The 18,417-nt window shown below is 41.1% G+C and carries 17 protein-coding genes; all 17 read left to right on the top strand.

The window, feature by feature from the left end; translation table 11 throughout:
- Nucleotides 1-92 precede the first annotated feature (92 nt).
- The 17 genes from A5867_RS06015 (at nt 93) to A5867_RS06090 (ending at nt 18,394) form a co-directional block, all read left to right on the top strand.
- A complete protein-coding gene (locus A5867_RS06015; protein ID WP_212648492.1) occupies nt 93-1,943 on the top strand; it encodes a DUF262 domain-containing protein in 1,851 nt (616 codons plus the stop codon).
- Nucleotides 1,944-2,169: 226 nt separating this feature from the next.
- Nucleotides 2,170-2,907: a tRNA pseudouridine(38-40) synthase TruA gene (truA, locus tag A5867_RS06020; RefSeq protein ID WP_087627111.1), complete on the top strand. Its 738-nt coding sequence runs from the start codon at nt 2,170-2,172 to the stop codon at nt 2,905-2,907.
- 42 nt (nt 2,908-2,949) lie between these two features.
- Nucleotides 2,950-3,708 carry a type I methionyl aminopeptidase gene (gene map, locus A5867_RS06025; RefSeq protein ID WP_087627112.1) on the top strand — a complete coding sequence of 253 codons (759 nt, stop codon included), beginning with the start codon at nt 2,950-2,952 and terminating at the stop codon, nt 3,706-3,708.
- Nucleotides 3,709-3,795: 87 nt separating this feature from the next.
- Entirely contained in the window at nt 3,796-3,894 is a 99-nt protein-coding gene (locus A5867_RS17790) for a type I toxin-antitoxin system Fst family toxin (protein WP_074534955.1), read from the top strand.
- Between the two features lie 346 nt (nt 3,895-4,240).
- On the top strand, nt 4,241-4,408 hold the full coding sequence (locus A5867_RS06030) for a PTS glucose transporter subunit IIA (protein WP_087627113.1): 168 nt from the start codon (nt 4,241-4,243) through the stop codon (nt 4,406-4,408).
- Nucleotides 4,409-4,667: 259 nt separating this feature from the next.
- A complete protein-coding gene (locus A5867_RS06035) occupies nt 4,668-4,958 on the top strand; it encodes a SpoVT/AbrB-like protein (protein ID WP_016621415.1) in 291 nt (96 codons plus the stop codon).
- Nucleotides 4,952-5,302: a type II toxin-antitoxin system PemK/MazF family toxin gene (locus A5867_RS06040; protein WP_087627114.1), complete on the top strand. Its 351-nt coding sequence runs from the start codon at nt 4,952-4,954 to the stop codon at nt 5,300-5,302. The genes A5867_RS06035 and A5867_RS06040 overlap by 7 nt, the downstream gene beginning before the upstream one ends.
- Nucleotides 5,303-5,577: 275 nt before the next feature.
- Nucleotides 5,578-6,501, top strand: a complete 924-nt coding sequence (msrA, locus tag A5867_RS06045; RefSeq protein WP_087627115.1) for a peptide-methionine (S)-S-oxide reductase MsrA — start codon at nt 5,578-5,580, stop codon at nt 6,499-6,501.
- 349 nt (nt 6,502-6,850) lie between these two features.
- Complete coding sequence (locus tag A5867_RS06050) at nt 6,851-8,212, top strand: hypothetical protein (RefSeq protein WP_005225442.1); 1,362 nt, start codon at nt 6,851-6,853, stop codon at nt 8,210-8,212.
- A 16-nt stretch (nt 8,213-8,228) separates the two neighbouring features.
- Nucleotides 8,229-9,452, top strand: coding sequence for an amidohydrolase family protein (locus tag A5867_RS06055; RefSeq protein ID WP_087627116.1), 1,224 nt, complete (start codon nt 8,229-8,231; stop codon nt 9,450-9,452).
- 858 nt (nt 9,453-10,310) lie between these two features.
- Nucleotides 10,311-13,346, top strand: coding sequence for a WxL domain-containing protein (locus A5867_RS06060; RefSeq protein WP_087627117.1), 3,036 nt, complete (start codon nt 10,311-10,313; stop codon nt 13,344-13,346).
- A 506-nt stretch (nt 13,347-13,852) separates the two neighbouring features.
- Nucleotides 13,853-14,260, top strand: a complete 408-nt coding sequence (locus A5867_RS06065) for a helix-turn-helix transcriptional regulator (protein WP_016613633.1) — start codon at nt 13,853-13,855, stop codon at nt 14,258-14,260.
- Nucleotides 14,261-14,582: 322 nt separating this feature from the next.
- Complete coding sequence (locus A5867_RS06070) at nt 14,583-15,161, top strand: LOG family protein (protein ID WP_087627118.1); 579 nt, start codon at nt 14,583-14,585, stop codon at nt 15,159-15,161.
- A complete protein-coding gene (locus A5867_RS06075) occupies nt 15,158-15,598 on the top strand; it encodes a nucleoside 2-deoxyribosyltransferase (RefSeq protein WP_087627119.1) in 441 nt (146 codons plus the stop codon). Before A5867_RS06070 ends, A5867_RS06075 begins: the two co-directional genes overlap by 4 nt.
- Before the next feature lie 15 nt (nt 15,599-15,613).
- Nucleotides 15,614-16,348 (top strand): deoxynucleoside kinase, encoded by a 735-nt coding sequence (locus tag A5867_RS06080; RefSeq protein WP_087627120.1) that lies wholly within the window; start codon nt 15,614-15,616, stop codon nt 16,346-16,348.
- A gap of 55 nt (nt 16,349-16,403) precedes the next feature.
- Nucleotides 16,404-17,255 (top strand): helix-turn-helix transcriptional regulator, encoded by an 852-nt coding sequence (locus A5867_RS06085; RefSeq protein ID WP_170927504.1) that lies wholly within the window; start codon nt 16,404-16,406, stop codon nt 17,253-17,255.
- 200 nt (nt 17,256-17,455) lie between these two features.
- Nucleotides 17,456-18,394 (top strand): FAD:protein FMN transferase, encoded by a 939-nt coding sequence (locus A5867_RS06090; RefSeq protein ID WP_087627122.1) that lies wholly within the window; start codon nt 17,456-17,458, stop codon nt 18,392-18,394.
- Nucleotides 18,395-18,417 lie beyond the last annotated feature (23 nt).

Genomic DNA, 18,417 nt, shown 5'->3' on the forward strand with positions numbered 1-18,417 from the left:
TACTATAATAAATAAGAATAAAAGTGACAAATTTCGTGGATTTTACAAATCTTTTGAGTAAAGCAAAAATATTCTAGGATTTCAAAACAAAGATGAAGAAAAATATATTAAAATCAGTAGGAGGAGAAAGAAAGGGAATGAGTAGTAAAGAAGTAAATAGTTTAGTAGTACCTTTAAAAACTCTTTTTTCGGAAAAATTTGATGTAGATTTTTATCAGCGTGAGTACGTTTGGCAAAGAAAGCAATTGGAAGATTTAGTCAATGATTTATCGAATGAGTTTTTAAGACAATGGGACGTAAAAGATAATATCGAGAAAGTGAGAACATATGATCCTTACTTTATGGGAGAGATAGTGTTATCGTCAAAACAAGATGACCGTAATTCTATAATTGATGGACAGCAGCGGATTACTACCTTTACCCTGTTTTTAATGTATTTGTATAATAATTACAAGTACTTGGAACAATTTCCCGAATCTGATATTAAGCAAATGATATATAGTGATGACTTCGGAAAGAAGAGATTTAATCTAGAAATTGATGAGCGAAGATTATGTATGTTAGAACTATATGAAAAAGGCATTTACGAAGTAAAGAAAAATGATCCAATTTCTGTAATTAATATTGTCGGAAGATATAAAGATTTCTCTGATTGCTGGAACGAGAATATTAATGAAAGTAATATTATACATTTTATTTACTGGATAAAAGAAAAAATTGTCTTTTCAAAAGTTTGGACTAATAGTGATGAGTTTGCTTATGTAATATTTGAAACTATGAATGATAGAGGTTTGTCTCTTACACAAGTTGAAATGTTAAGAAGTTATTTGTTGGCACACATAGACGAAGAGAACCGTGATAAGTATGCTCAAAAGTTTGATAGGTCAATCGCAATGCTTAAAGAGATAAAGTTACCTTCTAAGTCCAAAGCGGAATTTGACTTCTTTAAAATATATTTTAGAGGTCATCTTGCTGAGTCTTTATCTCAAGGTAATGATTCTCAATCTGATTTTGTAAGAATAGGTAACGAGTTTCATAGATGGGTCAGGGATAAAAGCAAACAATTGAGTTTAATATCATCTAACGACTTTATGAAATTTATTGACCGAATTAGTTATTATACTTGTATATACAATAAAATTAATCAAATTATATTAGATCGAAATACAAAAGATTTCTTATATGTAGTTATAAATGCTGATTATGGATTCACACTACAGCCGGCAGCACTACTTGCATCGATAGATTATCAAGATGATGATGATGTGGTAGACAAAAAAATAAAAATTGTATCTAAGTATTTGACAAAACTTTTATCTTACCGTGTTTGGAATCATGTTCAAATTTCTCAAAGCTCACTTGAATCAACAATTTATTTATTTTGTAAAGAAATTAGAGGGAAAACAGTTACTAAAATAGAGCAGAATATTAACGATAATAGTCTGGATATACCTGAATTAGTCGGATATCCTATTTTAAATCAGCAGAATGGAAGAAAAATAAGAGTTTTATTAGCTTTAATTACAGAAATAGTTGCAAAGAATTCCGATGAATCAAATTATATTCTAAATTTACAAAATAAAAATAATCCAATAGAAATTGAGCATATTTGGGCTAACCATTTTGAAGAACATCTTGAAGAATTTGATAGTGAAATTGACTTTAACCAAACGAGAAATAATATTGGCGGACTATTACTCATACCAAAAAGTTTCAACACGTCATATGGAGATTCGTCCTATGAAATAAAATTAGAACAATATTTTAGCCAAAATATATTGGCCCAAACTCTAAATAAAAAGAAATACCAAAACAGTCCTAGATTTATAAAATTTATGAAGGAATCAACTTTAGAATTTAAGCCTTACGAATTATTTAAAAAAGAAAGTATTTATGAAAGAGCTGAATTGTACAAAAACATATTGTATTGGAATTGGTCTTGAATTTATGAGTTTAACTTCAAACCGTACTATTTAAACTATTCATACCATAGATAGTACGGTTATTCTATTAAAAGTATCATTTATTGATGCTATAGATCTATTAAGTTTATAATACTAATTATTTTTTAGTTTTTGGGAACCTTATCATTAATTAATAATTTGATGTAATTGACCATAATAGAAAAAAACTATCCACCGATAGTATCGGTAAAAAGGAGCAACAACCATGCGAAATATCAAATTAACGATTGAATATGACGGCAAGCGCTACTTAGGGTGGCAACGACTAGGAGATACAGAAAAAACCATTCAAGAAAAAGTTGAAGGGGTCATCAAATTATTGACGGGAGAAGAAATTGAGATTGTGGGTTCTGGTAGAACCGATGCGGGCACGCATGCTCGAGGACAAGTGGCGAATTTCAAGACGACCCATCAAATGAGTTTGCCAGAGATGCAGCAGTTCTTCAACCGTTATTTGCCGCAAGACATCGTCGTCAACAAGATTGAAGAAGTGCCTGAGCGCTTCCATGCACGCTATCACGCCAAAGGCAAGCAATACAGCTATTATGTTTGGAACAACGCGATCCCATCAGTCTTTGCTCGCAATACTAGTTTTCATTGCCCGCAGCCCCTTGATTTGGAAAAAATGCAGCAAGCGGCTGAGAAGTTGATCGGCACCCATGATTTTATCGGCTTTTCTGCATTGAAAAAATCAAAAAAATCAACGGTGCGCACGATCGATGAAATCACCATCACACCAGAAGGCGACCTATTGCGGTTTACCTTCAAAGGCAACGGCTTTTTGCATAAAATGGTCCGAATCTTGACAGGCACACTGATTGCCATTGGCGATGGCACACTGCCACCAGAAGTGATCGATCAAGTGTTAGCCGATAAAGTACGACAAGCAGCTGGTGAAACAGTGCCTTCTCATGGCTTATTTCTAGATGAGGTGTATTATTAAAAGAAACAGAGTAATGGCTATTTAAGGAAAGGAGATCATCTATTGATCACATTAAAATCCCCACGAGAGATCGAACAAATGAAAACTTCTGGTCGTATCTTGGCAAGTATTCACGAACAGCTACGGGAAAAAATCGTTCCCGGTATCACTACGAACCAAATCAACGCCTTTGTCCATCAACAGATAGAAGCTGCAGGGGCAACAGCCGCTCAAATCGGGTTTGAAGGGTATGAATTTGCGACGTGTATCAGTGTCAATGAAGAGATTTGTCATGGTTTCCCTTCAGAATATGTTTTAAAATCAGGCGATGTCGTCAAAGTCGATTTTTGTGTCGATTACAAAGGGGCAATCTCTGACAGCTGTTGGACGTATGCGGTAGGAGAGATTTCACTTGAACATCAAGCGCTGATGGAAGTAACGAAAGAAGCCTTGATGAGAGGCATCGAGCAAGCACAGGTCGGTAACCGAGTCGGCGATATTGGTTATGCGATCCAAAGCTTCGCTGAAGAAAAAGGGTATGGTGTCGTGCGGGACTTTATTGCTCACGGCATTGGCCCAACCATTCATGAAGAACCATTCTTTCCTCATTTCGGGTTACCTGGCAAAGGAATTCGGTTGAGAGAAGGCATGACGATCACTATCGAACCGATGATCACGACCGGCACTTGGCGCATGAAGATGGACCCGAACGGCTGGACAGCACGCACCATTGACGGCAGCTACTGTGCACAATATGAACATTCGATCGCCATCACCAAAGAAGGTCCTGTCATCATGACATTGCAAAAGGAAGAAGCGTGAACATCACTTAATGTCTTTGAAAAATAACTGTGTGTAATTTCCGTAACATGAATACTTTCTACTCCCCCTGTGGAGGATATAGTGTATATGATTTATCTATCGCTGGTTGTCGCACCAATTGTTGTTGGTATAGTCATCGAACTATTTTCTCACTGGTTGGATGAGAAAGACAAAGACGATAACTAAGCAAGTTGCTATCCAACTCACATGCTAGCAGTCGCAACTAGCATAAACAAGGCGCTCCCTTTCGTCGCGGTTAGGGAGCGCCTTTGTGCTGTAGTGCTATAAACTTTCTATCGTTTCGCAAGGTTATTATATCACAGGGAAAATAAAAAACTACCCGTGATATCCACTCGAATAGATAAAGAAAACCTAATAAATTTGAAATTTAATTACCTCTACTTCTATTTTCCGAAATATGGATGGTAACCCCCACTTGAGGTATTATCGTGAAAAAAAAAAGTCTATAGTGGGAGTTATTGTTTTCTCTTTTTTTTAAATAGAGAAAAATTTAAATTAGGTGTACATGTAAGTGATAAATTCGGATAAAGTAAACGACCCAGTATTTTCTGATAAAGCCATGGGTGACGGTTTTGCAGGTATTCCTATTGAAGAAATTGTTGGCTCCCTAATTAGTGGGAAAGTTAACTATTTTTTCGAACTAGCTATGCTATCGAATATAGAACACATGATGGAATAAGTAGGGGAGGGACAGCAATCCCTGTTGTTTACTACTTACTTGCATCCAAATATTGTTAATACCTAAAGAGCGTATCAACGTGGTTATAATCAAATCGTTTATGTCAGTCATTGTCCTGCAATTTGACATTTTGGTATACTACAAATTTTTATTAGCACAGCAGTGTAAACTTGTAAGAACAATTCTTTTTAAATGAATTTAGGTGAATCGACCAAAAAGGATAATTATGTATATACTCTGTCACGATATATGTTATACTATGTATATACAGAAAGAGGTGTCGCGCATGGAAATGCTACCTATAAAAAAATGGGGCAATAGTAACGGTCTTAGATTGCCAAAGTACATTATGGAGTATCTTGGCATTCATACTGATGACAAAGTGAAGATAATACAAGAAGAAGTAAACGGACATAAACGGCTAATCATCGAAGCAGCAAATTTAGAAAACGAGTTAACGATTGAAGAGTTATTTGAAAATTACTCTGCTGAGAAAAATCATGTGGTAATTCAACATTTAGGTGAAGCAGTAGGGAATGAAAAATGGTAAGAAAACCTAGACAAGGGGATATTTTGTTATTGGATACAGCTCCTCGTTCTGGACATGAACAAACGGGAAAAAGACCCTATATTGTTTTAAGTCATGACATGATTGCAAATTATAGTAACGTTGCCACCGTTGCTCCAATTTCTAGTACAAGTAGAAATTATCCGTTATATGTAAGTATTAATCCAGATTATGGAATGAAGACAACAGGAAAAGTATTGTTGGATCAATTAACGACAATTGATTATGAAGCCAGAGCATGTGTTTTTTTGGAAAAAGCGCATGAGCACTTGGTTGATGAGTTATTGATGAAAGTTAGAACAGTATTTCAAAAAGTAAGTAGATAAACACAGCATGCTCATCTTATCGATGTTGACCATGCTGTTTTTATTTATTCTATAAACAGTGTGTCCGTAAGATTATACTCCTTTGTAATCTTTAAGATAGCAACGCCATTCTCAAAATCCTGAACGATTTATACGCCAACCCATACAAAAGCCAAAAACGTTCGAGGATTTCTCTCGAACGTTTTTTGGGCATCAAATTGGGCGAATCGGCGAAACTATGGTACAGTGCAACCAAACAAGGAGAGAGAGTCGCTCCTTTATGAGGCAAAGGGGCAATGGTGATGAAGCAAACAACGATGGCGTGGCTGTCAGAAATCTATAATTTGATCTTGCATCCTGGCACGAGACAGTGGGAACGAGAACAACTGGTGCAAGCAAAAAATACACTGGAAACTCAGCTGGCGACCAAACAAAAAGCAGGCAAACACGAAAAAGAATCGTCAAATAGCCTTGAAGACCAACAGACCAAGCGGGTTTTGGAAAAACTAGAAGCGTCGTTGCGTCCTTTGGCAATGAGAAACAATCTGACCCCGAATGTCGCAGAGTTTTATCAAACAATCAGCCAGTCAGCACCGACAAAGGCAATGAATGAAGAAACAAGCAAAGCCCAACCAGCAGAAGTTTCGGTGGAGCCGACCGAAACAGGTGGAAAAGCACAAGAAGTGGCTATTTTTGCTGGCGGCTGCTTTTGGTGTATGGTAGAGCCTTTTGAAGACCAGCCGGGCATTCTTTCCGTCTTGTCGGGGTATACTGGGGGAACAGTCCCGAATCCGACGTATGATCAAGTACTAAGTGGAACAACAGGGCATGTCGAAGCAGTAGAGATCATTTTTGATCCCAAAATCATCACCTATCAGGACTTGTTACAGTTGTATTGGCAAGTGACAGACCCGACAGATGCTTTCGGACAATTTCAAGATCGCGGCAATTTTTATCGTCCAATCATTTTCTATACGACTGCTGAGCAAGAAGTGCTTGCGCAACGAGCCAAAAAGGAACTAGCACAATCTGGTTATTATCAGCAACCCATCGTGACTGAGGTCCGCAAGGCCACGCAGTTTTGGCCAGCGGAAAACTACCATCAAGCATTTTACAAGAAGCAGCCAAAGCGCTACCAGCGGATCAAGCGAGCGCGCAAACAACTGATGCTTTTTTATCGGCTGAAACGCTGGACAAACCGAGGAAAAAAACGATCATAAACAGAAGATCACTAAAAAAAGCGAGGCTCCGAGAAAAGGGCAAAAGGATCAAATGAAGGCTCTTTTCTCCACAAGTTGCGCTTTTTTCTGCGCTTTTAGCCAATTGGATAAAAAACGTAGATTTATTTTAGAATAATGTCCAAAGAAAGCGTTAACAACAAGAATTATAATAGAGAAAGAAAAAGTGGCGAAAAAGGTCGAAAAAGCAGGTGTCTTTTGCTTGATTCCTTTCTTCGAGGAAAGAAGGTGGGAAACACCAGAGAAAAATCAGCGGAAAAATCAATCGGCAACACCCCATAGCAACACAACATTTATTATATGAAGGTTCATATAAGTTAGGAGAAATGTGATGAAAAAAAAGGGAACGTTCGTCTCACTGTTTATGGCTCTCATTCTTTTTATCTTTTCAGAAAGAACAGTGTTTGCGGCAGAAGCGATCAATGAGATCGTCGCACCAACAGGAGTCAAAGCATTTCTAGTACTGATTCCATTAGTGTTAGTGCTGGTTTTGCTCTTTAAAAAAGTAGATATGATCATTGCTGGCTTGATTGCTGGGATCTTGGCGATGATTATTGGCGGGATCAGTTTAGCTGAAGCCAATTCGCAACTGTTGGAAGCTATTCCGACGATGTTAAGTATTACGGTGCCAATCATCAATTCCGCTGTAGCGATGGCGGTCTTCAAAGCGGGCAGTTATACGGCGGCCTTAACCTTAGCCAAAAGAGGGACCAAAGGAAAAGTGGAATATGTGGCTGGTTTTATTGTCATCTTATTGGCAGCAGCGACTTATATGTCTGGGATCGGCGGCGGGAGTGCAATGGTGATCGCACCGTTAGCATTTGCGGCAGTTGGGGTGGTACCCGAATTGATCGCAGCGATGTCGTTAGCGGCAGCGGTCTCCTTTACGACTTCTCCTGCCTCTTTGGAATCTAGTATCGTGTCTGAACTAGGCGGTTTTAGTGTCGCTTCTTATGTCGATCAAATGCGCCCATTTTGGTTATTATTCGTTGGTTTGGCGATTTTATTGGCATTCTTCGGGACCAAGCGTCGTCATCTGGGCTTCAAAGAATCAGCCAACCAAGAGTACGAAAACAAAAGCAATGGCGAGTTATTCAAAACGACACTGCCTGCGATCTTCTTGCTTTTTGCGGTCATCTTTGGTCCGTTGATCAATGACCTGATCGGCTTTGTCCTCTTTACGCCGCTAGTTTATATGGTGGTCACGTTGGCGTTGATTTTTGTCTGTACCGACTTTTCGATGAATCAATCGGTGGAAGCGATGGTGGACGGATCCACGTATATTTTGACCCGCTTGTTCCAAGTGGGGATCTTTTTAGCCTTCATCAACGTGATCGCTGAAACTGGGACGTTTGCTGTAATTGCCGGTGCGGCACAAAATGCCCCCGCAGCGATCGTCGTTCCCGTGGCGATCTTGACGGGTGTCTTGATTGGGATTCCCGCAGGTGCCTATGTCGGCTCCGTTTTAACATTAGTGCTACCAGTTGCCGTTTCATTAGGCTTCCCAGTCTTAGCTCTTGGCTTTGTAACGATGGGGGTTGGCCTCGGCAGTCAAATGAGTTTCGTCAACATTACGATGCAAGCTTTATCTTCTGGTTTCCAAATTCCGATTCTGGATGTAGTCAAAGGAAACGTGAAGTGGTTGAGTTTAGCAGCCGTATTATTATTAGTCATCGGCTTAGTGTTTGGCTGATGGATAGGAGGAAAACATGGATTTATTGATCAAGCAAGCACGTCTTGAAGACGATGCAGAATTAGTAGACATTGCAATTTCAGAAGGAAAAATCACCGCAGTTGCACCCAACATTGAAGAATCAGCAGCAACAACGATTGAGGCGAAAGGCAAAGTGGTGATTCCTGGATTGATCGAAAGCCATATCCACTTAGACAAAGCCTTGATCGCCGATCGTGAGCCCAATAATTCAGGTACATTGCAAGAAGCGATCCAAGTTACGGCAAAGCTGAAACCGACCTTTACCGAAGAAGACATTTATGATCGGGCGAAACGCGCATTAGAAATGCTGATCCTACACGGCACGACTGCTGTGCGCACCCATGCCGAATTTGATCCAGCACAAGGCTTCACTGGGTTTGACACCATCATGCGCTTAAAAAAAGAATACCGCGACTTGATCGACATTCAGGTCGTTGCCTTTCCGCAAGAAGGGATTTTTAAAGCCCCAGGGACGGATAAAATGATGATTGAAGCGATGGAAAAAGGCGCCGATGTCGTTGGCGGCATTCCTTACAATGATGCGCCAGCCAATGAACACATTGACTTGATCTTTGAGATCGCCAAACGATTTGACAAAGACATTGACTTGCATCAGGATTTTGCCGACGAAGCAGACGATACATCGATCGTCTACCTGTGTGAAAAAACCATCGCAGAAGGCTACCAAGGTCGGGTATCAGTAGGACACTTGACTGCGCTGCACGCCATGGAACCAAATCAGCTGGCAGAAGTCATCGATTTGATGGTCAAAGCCCAAATCAATGTGATGCCGTTGCCTGCGACCGACTTGCACTTAGGTGCTAGAAACGATGCCTACAACGTTCGCCGTGCCGTGACGCCGATTCGCAAATTACGTGATGCTGGTGTGAATATCTGCTTAGGCAGCAACAATATTCGTAACGCCTTTACGCCCTATGGCAATGGGGATTTGATTCAAATCGCTATGTTGGCTGTGCCAGTGGCACACTTAGGCGGCGCCGATGACCTGCCGACAGTCTTGCCAATGATTACGACCAATACCGCCAAAGCATTAAATATCAAAGACTATGGGATCGCTGTTGGCAACCGCGCAGATTTGATTCTTTTAGATACCCAGAGAAAAGCCGATGTGCTGATCGATATTCCTGAACGTTTAGTGGTCATCAAAAATGGCCGCATCACCGTGGAAGTCAAAAAAGAAGTGACGATCCACCGCTGATGACAATAATTGAAACTTAATTTTTCGATGCAAAAATAAAACATATTTTAATAGATGAAACAGACTCGTGAGATGAAGAATTTAATCATTTCACGAGTTTTTTGTGTTTAAACGAATATTTTCACACATATAGGAGTGGATTTTTATAAAACAAGTGTCTCGGATGTTATTGCTATGTTTCGAATAAAAGGTGTATCGTTATTTGTTTTAAAAAGTTGATGTTCTTTTATACCCTTTGAAGAGAATACCATCTTTGAAACACGATTTTCGTTGATCGATGAATATTCTGATTTTTTCTCATGGACGATGTCCACTATACTGGAAGAGAGTAAGTTTGAGAAACTTCGTGTATGAATAACAGCAATGAAGACGTATTAAAAGGTTTTTAAAGTAACGCCTAACGTTGCTTCTGTAGTAAATTTTTTTTGTGATAAAAAACAACGAATTTCTGTCTCAATAACGATCCTCAACCCACTGGATACTTTTAACTTAGGCAGTCAATAAATTGCTTTTGTGAAGCGAGACATTCTTTAATTGCTGTGTTAGTGATGAGGTTTTGGATGAAGGCCATCATTCTGGTATGCAAATGGCACTAAGTACTCATATGCCCTTTCAAGGCGCTTTGAATCTAAATCGATTCTATTCCGCAATGACTGCTCGTTCTAAAGGAGCAGTGTGAATGTAAAAAGGAGCTTCGGATCGATGCTACTTACGTACGCCGTTTAAACAATGAAGATGTCTCCATTAGCCGGAGACCAATTGGTGACTGCTTGTTGGAATCATCGGACTTGTCTTAGTCGTCTTGCACATTGTTGTCTCGATCATCAAAAAAAAACAAAGTAAGGTGGGATCAATAGTATGAAAATGAAAACACTAAAAGTAATGGCATTAATCTTTATCGGGCTGTTTATTGTTCAGCAGGGGTTTCCCATAGTTCAAAATTTTTTCATTGATACGATTTATGCACTACAAGATAAAGAAGATGATGCAGTGTATTCTACCTTGGAGACTGCGGGGACTGAACAGCAAGACGTTGAAATTGGTTTTTCAACAGCAACGAAGCAAGGTAGTCCTGGAGAGACTGTCTTAATCGAATTCACCTCTAATCAGCCTCTAGACGAAATCAATCTGATCTTGCCAGCAGAAGCAAAAATCGAAACATCTTCTCTGCTAGAAGGTGTCGTCATCCAGCAGGTAGAAGCCGAGCAATGGTATCTTCTGTCCAAAGAACCGTTAAGCGCTTTTTTGCTCCCATTGATCTTTGAAGAAACCGGCGAGTATGAAATCCAAGTAGAAAATGAGATGCTCGCTGTGAAAATAGAGCAAGACAATAAAACAGCTGAGCCAGAAACTCCGAGAGAAGTAGAGGAGCAGCAATTGGATGAGGAAGTAGAGGATTCAGAAGATGGAACAAAGCATGCTCGTGATGATATCTTTACAACACCTGATCCAGATTTGCCTTTTGACCCCAATGATTCAGGAAATCTTTATTTGTTAGAGGGGCAGGAAATCGTTGAGCGGGGGGTCAGCAACTGGCGAGAATTTTTAATCGCCTATAGTGATCCTAGTGTCAATTACATTTATTTTGAGCGAAGCTTTCACTCTACCGAACCAGCTACTGCGGGTTTAACTAATATGCACAACAATCATGGTTTCCATAACGTCAATGGGGGAGATAATGGCATTTGGTTTATGGAACCTCGTATATCTAGAACATTGATTGTTGACGGAAAAGGATTGACCCTCGATATGCAGGCAGTGGTATTAGGGATGTCGTTCGTGACACATGATCCCACTAGCCCTTGGGATGTCACTTATCAAAACATGAAAATCTATCATGGAAGTTTCTACGGTACGTTTAATTTTTATGGTGCTGGAGCTGAAAATGTGCGAAATTCACGACTTCGTTTCCACAATGTGATAAGCACTGGAAATCGTATGGTTCTTGAACCAGAAGGAAGTGTCATTCTATCCGGTCATGTTAGTTCACACCAAACAACTACCTATACTTCAATATTTAATCCGTCATGGAACATTTCTGCTACCCGAAACTTAGCAAATCTTCTCGTCAATCAAATCGACATTGCAGAAAATGCGGAAGTATCTTTGTCCACCTTTAATTCGGGAAATCTCGATTTGAGAAGCGGGGTTTGGCCAACTGATCCAAGAGCTGCTTTAAGAATCGGAGAGAACGCCACATTGACACTGCAGTCAGCGGGGACTACAACTAGCGACTTTGCGGCTGGTGGTGCGAATATCTCCTTTCGAAATTTGCAAGGGAATATGACAGTAGGAAAAGGTGCCACGGTCAATCTAATCCCACGAGCCAATGGGGCATCCATTGTCATGAATGGAACCAATGGCACTATCCAGCTAATGGAAGATAGCACTGTGAATATTCGTTCATCGGGGCGCACCACGAGTACTAATGGCAATTTGCACAACCTCATCTGGGTAGCGGCAGGAAATAATCTTACTCTCGGTGAGAGGAGTACATTAGATATAGAAGCGATCAATCAGACAAGCTCAGGGTCGAATATCGTGAATTTTAGTGGGACTACTGGAATACTTCAAGTTGGCAAAGATGCGACGTTGGATATTCGTTCGGATACAACTGCTACTGGTCAAAATCTTATTGGTTTTTCTGGAGCAAACAATGCTACTAGATTTGTGATAGATGAAGCCAAACGTGTCAATCTTCAAAAATTAAACAGCATGAGTACTGGCAATCTAATCCACGGTGGGGGAGTTACTGCACGAAGGCAGTCGATTAAGCAATGGGACTATGGGAATATCAGTGGCGGGTCCAACTTTCATTGGACACCGATTTATTCGATGACTGCAAATATCTCCAATGCAGCAAATGCCGTAACAAACGTTACGAGTGTGACGTCTTTTCTACCAGTTACAGAGGAAAGTTTGAGGACCACTTTTAATTCGAGATCAAATCGCTTACTCTTTGAACATGTTCCTAACGTGGAAGTGACCATCGATTCCTTGACAGAAGATCCGTCTCTTCGTAATTCTCGTGTTATATCTGGCAGGGCGACACCAAGCAGCTATATTCGATTTCAAAGAGAGGGAGCACTCCCTGAGCCAGAGATATCAGCAATCACAACAATAAATCAGGATACTGAATCCTTTCATGTCATGTCAGATGCAAATGGTTACTATGAATTTGATTTATCACAGTATGAGCCTTTTGAACGCTTTCAAGTGGGAGAGTTTGTTACAGCCCATGCTATGTTATATGGTGAGTGGGCAAGTAAAACGGTGATCGTTGAGGCAATACAAGATATGGATCCAAAAGATCCACTGCAACCTGACAATACGATCGATCCGGATAATCCGCCAGATTTGGGTGTGAATCGCGGCATCATCAGTATCGATTTTATTTCACAATTTAATTTTGGGTCGGTACCGATTCGTTCAAGCCGAACCTCCTATTCAGCACAACCACAACAATTAAACAATGCTGAAGGGGATACATTCGGTGGAAAACGACCAAACTTTATCCAAGTCACTGATCGGCGAGCAGAAAATAGTGGATGGACGTTAAGTGCTCGTCTCGGAGAGGATGGCTTTGTCAGCAATGATGGCCACAAACTTCGTGGTGTCGAACTCTCGCTGAACAACATTGATATGGTAACGACGGGATCCAACGATTCGATGCGTCCTCACTACTGGGAAAGCCGAGCACTCAACACTGGTAGACAAACGCTGGCGAACGCCGAAGTAAATCAAGGCGGCGGTACGTGGATCCAACGGTATGGAGATCAAGAAACAATGGCGGATAGCGTTGTGCTAGAAGTACCTTCTGGAGCAGTACCACAGGCGACTGCATACACAGCCACGATCCATTGGGAACTGAGTTTTGTTCCGGGAATGGATTGATTGTTTTACAGCTAAGTACAACAGCATGATCAACTATCCGGTTAATGATAGAAAAAATAATGAAAAAAGTTATGCGGAAGCTGCAGAAGGAATCTACAGCTTCCTTTTTTTACGACTTTTTGTCAATAAGGGCTGATGTGTTTTGCAAATTCAAATCTGAGACTGAAGAATGCCTTATGATTTATTAGGTCTACAAATTATAAAACAAAAAAATACTAATGGAATAATTCCGACTTCATGTAGCTGGGATTTTTTGCGTTAAGACGTTAATTGAATGGAATCTGGTTTAAGGTTGTAGAAAGCTCAGATACGTATTATGCCGAAATCACTCAATAAGCGGTTCTCTAGTCATTTATTCTTTTTTCATCTATGATAGAAAGAAAACCGCTATCACGGAGAGTTCGTTAAAGAAAATCCTGTCAAAACTGTTTGACAATGCCGTAATATCAATGGATTTGAGCAGAAACCACAGCAGGTCTGCGTTAAGGTAGAAGAAGGAGGCCAAGATGACGATTGGGGAAGCATTAAAGAACCATCGAGTCACACAGCAAATGAGCCAAGAAGAAGTAGCAACAAAAATTTTAGTGACCCGTACATCGATCTCAAATTGGGAAACCGGCAAGACGGTACCAGACAGTTTGAATTTATTAAAACTGAGTACCCTTTATGGGTGCAGTGTCGATGAGCTATTAAAAAAGGAGCGAGCAGGAATGAAAAAGAACTTTCGTACGATGACCTATGGCGCTGGATTGAAAGATGGAACGATGCGTTTGAAAATCGAGACCGATGCCAGCAAGTTTTTCCCAAAAGGAGTTGAAGTCAAAGCATCTGTCGATTTAGAAACAGGAGAAGTGACCTTTTTTGTCGAGCAAGAGGATTTGAAAAAGCTGAAAGCAGCCACCGACGAAAAATAATTTTTTTATACAGGTTTTTGCTAAATTTTGCTTGGACAAGAGAAAAAAAGTGATGGATAAAAAAACACGAGCCTACCTGCATCGTGTTTTTTTATGTGGGATGAAAGAGGACTGAGGCAATCGATGGAAGCTGATTCTGTTTTTTCTTATCTGCTATTTTCAAAGTTTGTAACGTTTAAGGGAAAGCGAAAAGATGTAAATGGATATATACAATATATAGTGAATAGATCGATTTTTATCTAAATAAAGCACAATATGTAGTATTTACTTTTTTAATAGATTGTGTAAAATAGCAGATGTAGTGAAGAAGGAGCTGTTGTTTTTGAGAGTAACTGTATGTTGCGGCACCCGTTTAGAAAATGAGAAAAAGTTGGCAAAGACCGCTCGTGCCATCGGCAATGCCTTGGCAAAAAATCACATCGAGTTGGTTTATTGCGGCCCTTTGGCTGGCTTGATGAGGGAGATCGTGAAAGGGGTCTTTGAAAAAGAAGGCGCAGTGACAGGGATCTATCCATCAGGTTCCTTTGCAGAAGAATTGCCGCCAATCGTCACTGGATCAAGCACCTATACTGAGTTCTATACGGATACGAGGGAGGAACAAACGCAACAATTGCTGGAAATGAGCGATGCCTACCTTGTATTACCTGGTGGATTTGGTACACTAGAGGAGTTGTCATCAGTATGCTCTTTTACGACTCTTGGGCCATTGTCAGGCAAGCCGATCGGTGTGTTGATGACCGAAGGCTTAAATGATGGACTAAAGCCGCTGCTAAAAATGTTTGAAGCTTCCAGCTTTGCTTGGGCTGAACTATCTGAAACGCTCTTTTTCCTATCTGACGTTGAGTCGTTGATCCGACGATTGGCTGCGAAGGGGTCAGGAATGGAGTGCTTGGCAGGATGAAGCATGTCTATTTAGCGGGACCGTTTTTTTCAAACGAACAAGTCGACCGACTCAAACAAGTAGAACGCAGTTTAGCTGAAAACCCGCAGCCCTTGGCGGTCTATTCGCCGCGCTTGTATCAAGAAGGTTCATCTGAACCCAATACACCAGAACGGGCAAGAGAAATTTTCGAAAAAGACATGCTGGAATTGACACGAGCCGACGTCGTCGTTGCCGTTTTGGATGACCATGAAGGGATCGCCGATCCGGGAACAGCCTTTGAAATCGGCGCAGCACACGTACGAAATAACCCAGTAATCGCTTTTCAGGAAAAAGCCGCGGCGGTCAATCTGATGTTGACGGAGTCGGTGCAAGCGTATTTGACTGATCTGGCGGCACGAACAGCGTATGATTTTGAAGCGATGGCGCACCGAGCCTTTGTCGGTGACTATATTTAATAAAGGATGATGAATGTGTTATTAATCGCAGGAACGATCGGGGCAGGAAAAAGCAGTTTGACTGATTTTTTATCGAAGGAAATGGCGTCGAAGCCTTTCTATGAAAACGTGGAGGACAACGATGTTCTGCCATTGTTTTATTCCAATCCAGAGCGATACGCCTTTTTATTGCAGATTTTTTTCTTAAACAAAAGCTTTTTAGGGATGCGGGAAGCTTTGTCCAATGATGACAATGTCATTGACCGCTCCATCTATGAGGATAGTTTGATGTTTCATCTAAATGCGGATCTAGGTCGAATCGCACCGATGGAAGTCGAACAATACGATAACCTGTTGAACACGATGCTGCGGGAATTGGAAGAATCAGCGCCGTTGAAGCATCCAGATCTAATGGTTCATATCAAGGTTTCCTTGGATACAATGATTGAACGGATCAACAAACGTGGTCGTTCCTATGAACAAATTGCCAACGATCCGACATTGTACGACTATTACAAAGAGTTGAATCAGCGATACGATGAATGGTATGAAAACTTTGACGTTTGTCCGAAAATGCAAATTGATGGGGATCAATTGGACTTTGTTGCCAATGAAGACAACCTCATGGTGATCCTCGAGATGATCCAAGAAAAACTGGCGGAAGTCCGTCAGACCCATGGCAAAGGCCACTATTGTACGGACAAAGCCATCGCAAAAGGTGATTTTTCTAAGAAAAACGCAGCATCTGTGACAAGCCGACCCAGCAGTTGAGGACAGCTTACGAAAAAAAAGAAGTGTTTTATCGACAATGGGAGGGAGCAAGGCGATGAATGTTGAACGATTTATTGAAGCGAGGAAACAGGCGGGCTTCTCGCAGCAAGAACTTTCGGAAGGAATCTGTACGCAAGCCACTTTGAGTAAATTTGAAAACAACGGTCAAGCACCGTCCCTCAAAATTTTGATCAAATTGTGTAATCGGATCGGCTTGCCATTGGTCGACTTGTTTTCTTCCATGAATGTCGCAACGACCAAAATCAAAGAAGAATTGGCAAAAGCCGAATTCTACTTGATCACGAGCGAGTATGAACAGTTGGCTGCATTGTTAAGTCAAATCGAAGTGAAGCTGATCGATGAACCAGCTTTAAAAGCGCAATATGATTATTTAAAAGGCTTTGAAATGATTTTTAATGAAGCGGCGATTACCGATGTCCTGTTTCAATTCGATCAGTTATTGATGAATGAAACGGCGGAGGAATTGTTTGATCTCTTAGCGTATACTGGGATCGGTTTGGTGTATGCCAGAGAAGAAGAATGGGCAAAGGCTGAGTTTTATGTGACGAAGGTCTTTGAGAAAATTTATACCTATCCGATCAAAACGATCGAAGACACGTGGCGGGTGTTGAACATCGTCTTTCATTGCGGCGTCTTTTATGCCAAAGTCGATGATTTGGAAACTAGTGATACCTTGTTGAATTATGTGTTGGCGATTTGTTCCGACAATCATTTGACCTACTACTTGGCTCGCGCGGCAGCCCAACTGACCGAAAATGCCATTCGTGAACAACAGCCGAAAGAAACAATTTTGGAAATGTTACACGATGCACGAGCGTATGCCAAAATCAATAATAATGTAAAATTACTGGCGCATTTAAAAGCGGTCGAAGAAACGATTGATTAAAAATATATTTTCGACAAAAAAGTTTTGTTGCTCAAATGCTTGATAACTAGCAGTCCTTTCGACGAAGGGACTGCTTTTTTGAATTCCTTTTATATAAAAAAATATATAATCGTGTTGACAAAAAAATATATCGGGAGTATTCTTTAATTGTGAAAAAACTAACATAATTGAGATGCATCGTTTTGAGGAGAAGGGATTTTATGAAGGCAGCAGTGAGAGAAGCCACTCGCACGATTCAGCGGATGGGCACGTCCATTGAGTTAAAAGTCGCTCATACAAAACCAGAAAGTGTACTGGACGAGCTGGAGACCCAGCTGAAAGGATACGACCGTCGCTTTAGTGCCAATGATCCGCGATCGGAATTGAATCAGCTGAATCAGTTGGCAGGACAAAAGGGGCTTGTGCTTGATCCAGAATTGTACCAGCTGATCGAAATCGGCAAACAGCATAGCTGTGCTCCCCACAGTCAGCTGAATATTGCCATCGGTCCACTTGTCCAAGCATGGCGCATCGGGTTTGAAGATGCCTGCATCGTATCAGAGACGCAGGTCAAAGAATTGCTTGCGCTAACGGACCCGCAACAGATCCAATTGGCAGCAGGCAAGGTTTTTTTGAAAAAAGGTGGAATGAGGATCGACCTCGGAGCATTAGCAAAAGGCTACATCGCTGATAAGTTACGCACCCTTTGCCAAGCCCGTGGAGCAGCGTATGGATTGATCAACTTAGGTGGAAATATTGTCTGTTTCGGCGCTGCACCAAATCATTCGGACGGGCATTGGCGGATCGGGATCCGAGATCCCAAAGGTGGTCGGGCAGACACCTTGGGCATTCTGCCAATCAAGGACCAAACCGTCGTCACTTCGGGGATCTATGAGCGGGTCTTGGCCACCGCTGAAGGAACGTATCATCATTTGATTGATCCTCAGAGTGGCTTTCCCATCGAATGTGGGTATTTGAGCATCACGATCGTTGCAGCGACATCGTTACTGGGGGAAATCTGGACTTCGCGCTTGTTTGGCAAGCCCATTCCAGTTGTTTTACAAGAGATTCAGCAGCAGCCAGAAATCGAAGGAATCATCGTAACCAAAGAAAATGAAGTCATTGCCTCTAAAGGCATTCAGGCAAGACTTTTAAGATAGCCCAACCAGAAAGGAAGAGACAG

Origin of the sequence: Enterococcus sp. 6D12_DIV0197, assembly GCF_002174385.1 — a bacterium.
Classification (GTDB): Bacteria; Bacillota; Bacilli; order Lactobacillales; family Enterococcaceae; genus Enterococcus_D; species Enterococcus_D casseliflavus.

Excerpts from the sequence above, each read along its gene's own strand:
- A5867_RS06050 (WP_005225442.1), top strand. The coding sequence starts at position 6,851 with ATGAAAAAAAAGGGAACGTTCGTCTCACTGTTTATGGCTCTCATTCTT.
- A5867_RS06060 (WP_087627117.1), top strand. The coding sequence starts at position 10,311 with ATGAAAATGAAAACACTAAAAGTAATGGCATTAATCTTTATCGGGCTG.
- A5867_RS06040 (WP_087627114.1), top strand. The coding sequence starts at position 4,952 with ATGGTAAGAAAACCTAGACAAGGGGATATTTTGTTATTGGATACAGCT.
- A5867_RS06090 (WP_087627122.1), top strand. The coding sequence starts at position 17,456 with ATGAAGGCAGCAGTGAGAGAAGCCACTCGCACGATTCAGCGGATGGGC.
- truA (WP_087627111.1), top strand. The coding sequence starts at position 2,170 with ATGCGAAATATCAAATTAACGATTGAATATGACGGCAAGCGCTACTTA.
- msrA (WP_087627115.1), top strand. The coding sequence starts at position 5,578 with ATGGTGATGAAGCAAACAACGATGGCGTGGCTGTCAGAAATCTATAAT.
- A5867_RS17790 (WP_074534955.1), top strand. The coding sequence starts at position 3,796 with ATGATTTATCTATCGCTGGTTGTCGCACCAATTGTTGTTGGTATAGTC.
- A5867_RS06065 (WP_016613633.1), top strand. The coding sequence starts at position 13,853 with ATGACGATTGGGGAAGCATTAAAGAACCATCGAGTCACACAGCAAATG.
- A5867_RS06035 (WP_016621415.1), top strand. The coding sequence starts at position 4,668 with ATGTATATACAGAAAGAGGTGTCGCGCATGGAAATGCTACCTATAAAA.
- A5867_RS06085 (WP_170927504.1), top strand. The coding sequence starts at position 16,404 with ATGAATGTTGAACGATTTATTGAAGCGAGGAAACAGGCGGGCTTCTCG.
- A5867_RS06075 (WP_087627119.1), top strand. The coding sequence starts at position 15,158 with ATGAAGCATGTCTATTTAGCGGGACCGTTTTTTTCAAACGAACAAGTC.
- A5867_RS06015 (WP_212648492.1), top strand. The coding sequence starts at position 93 with ATGAAGAAAAATATATTAAAATCAGTAGGAGGAGAAAGAAAGGGAATG.
- A5867_RS06055 (WP_087627116.1), top strand. The coding sequence starts at position 8,229 with ATGGATTTATTGATCAAGCAAGCACGTCTTGAAGACGATGCAGAATTA.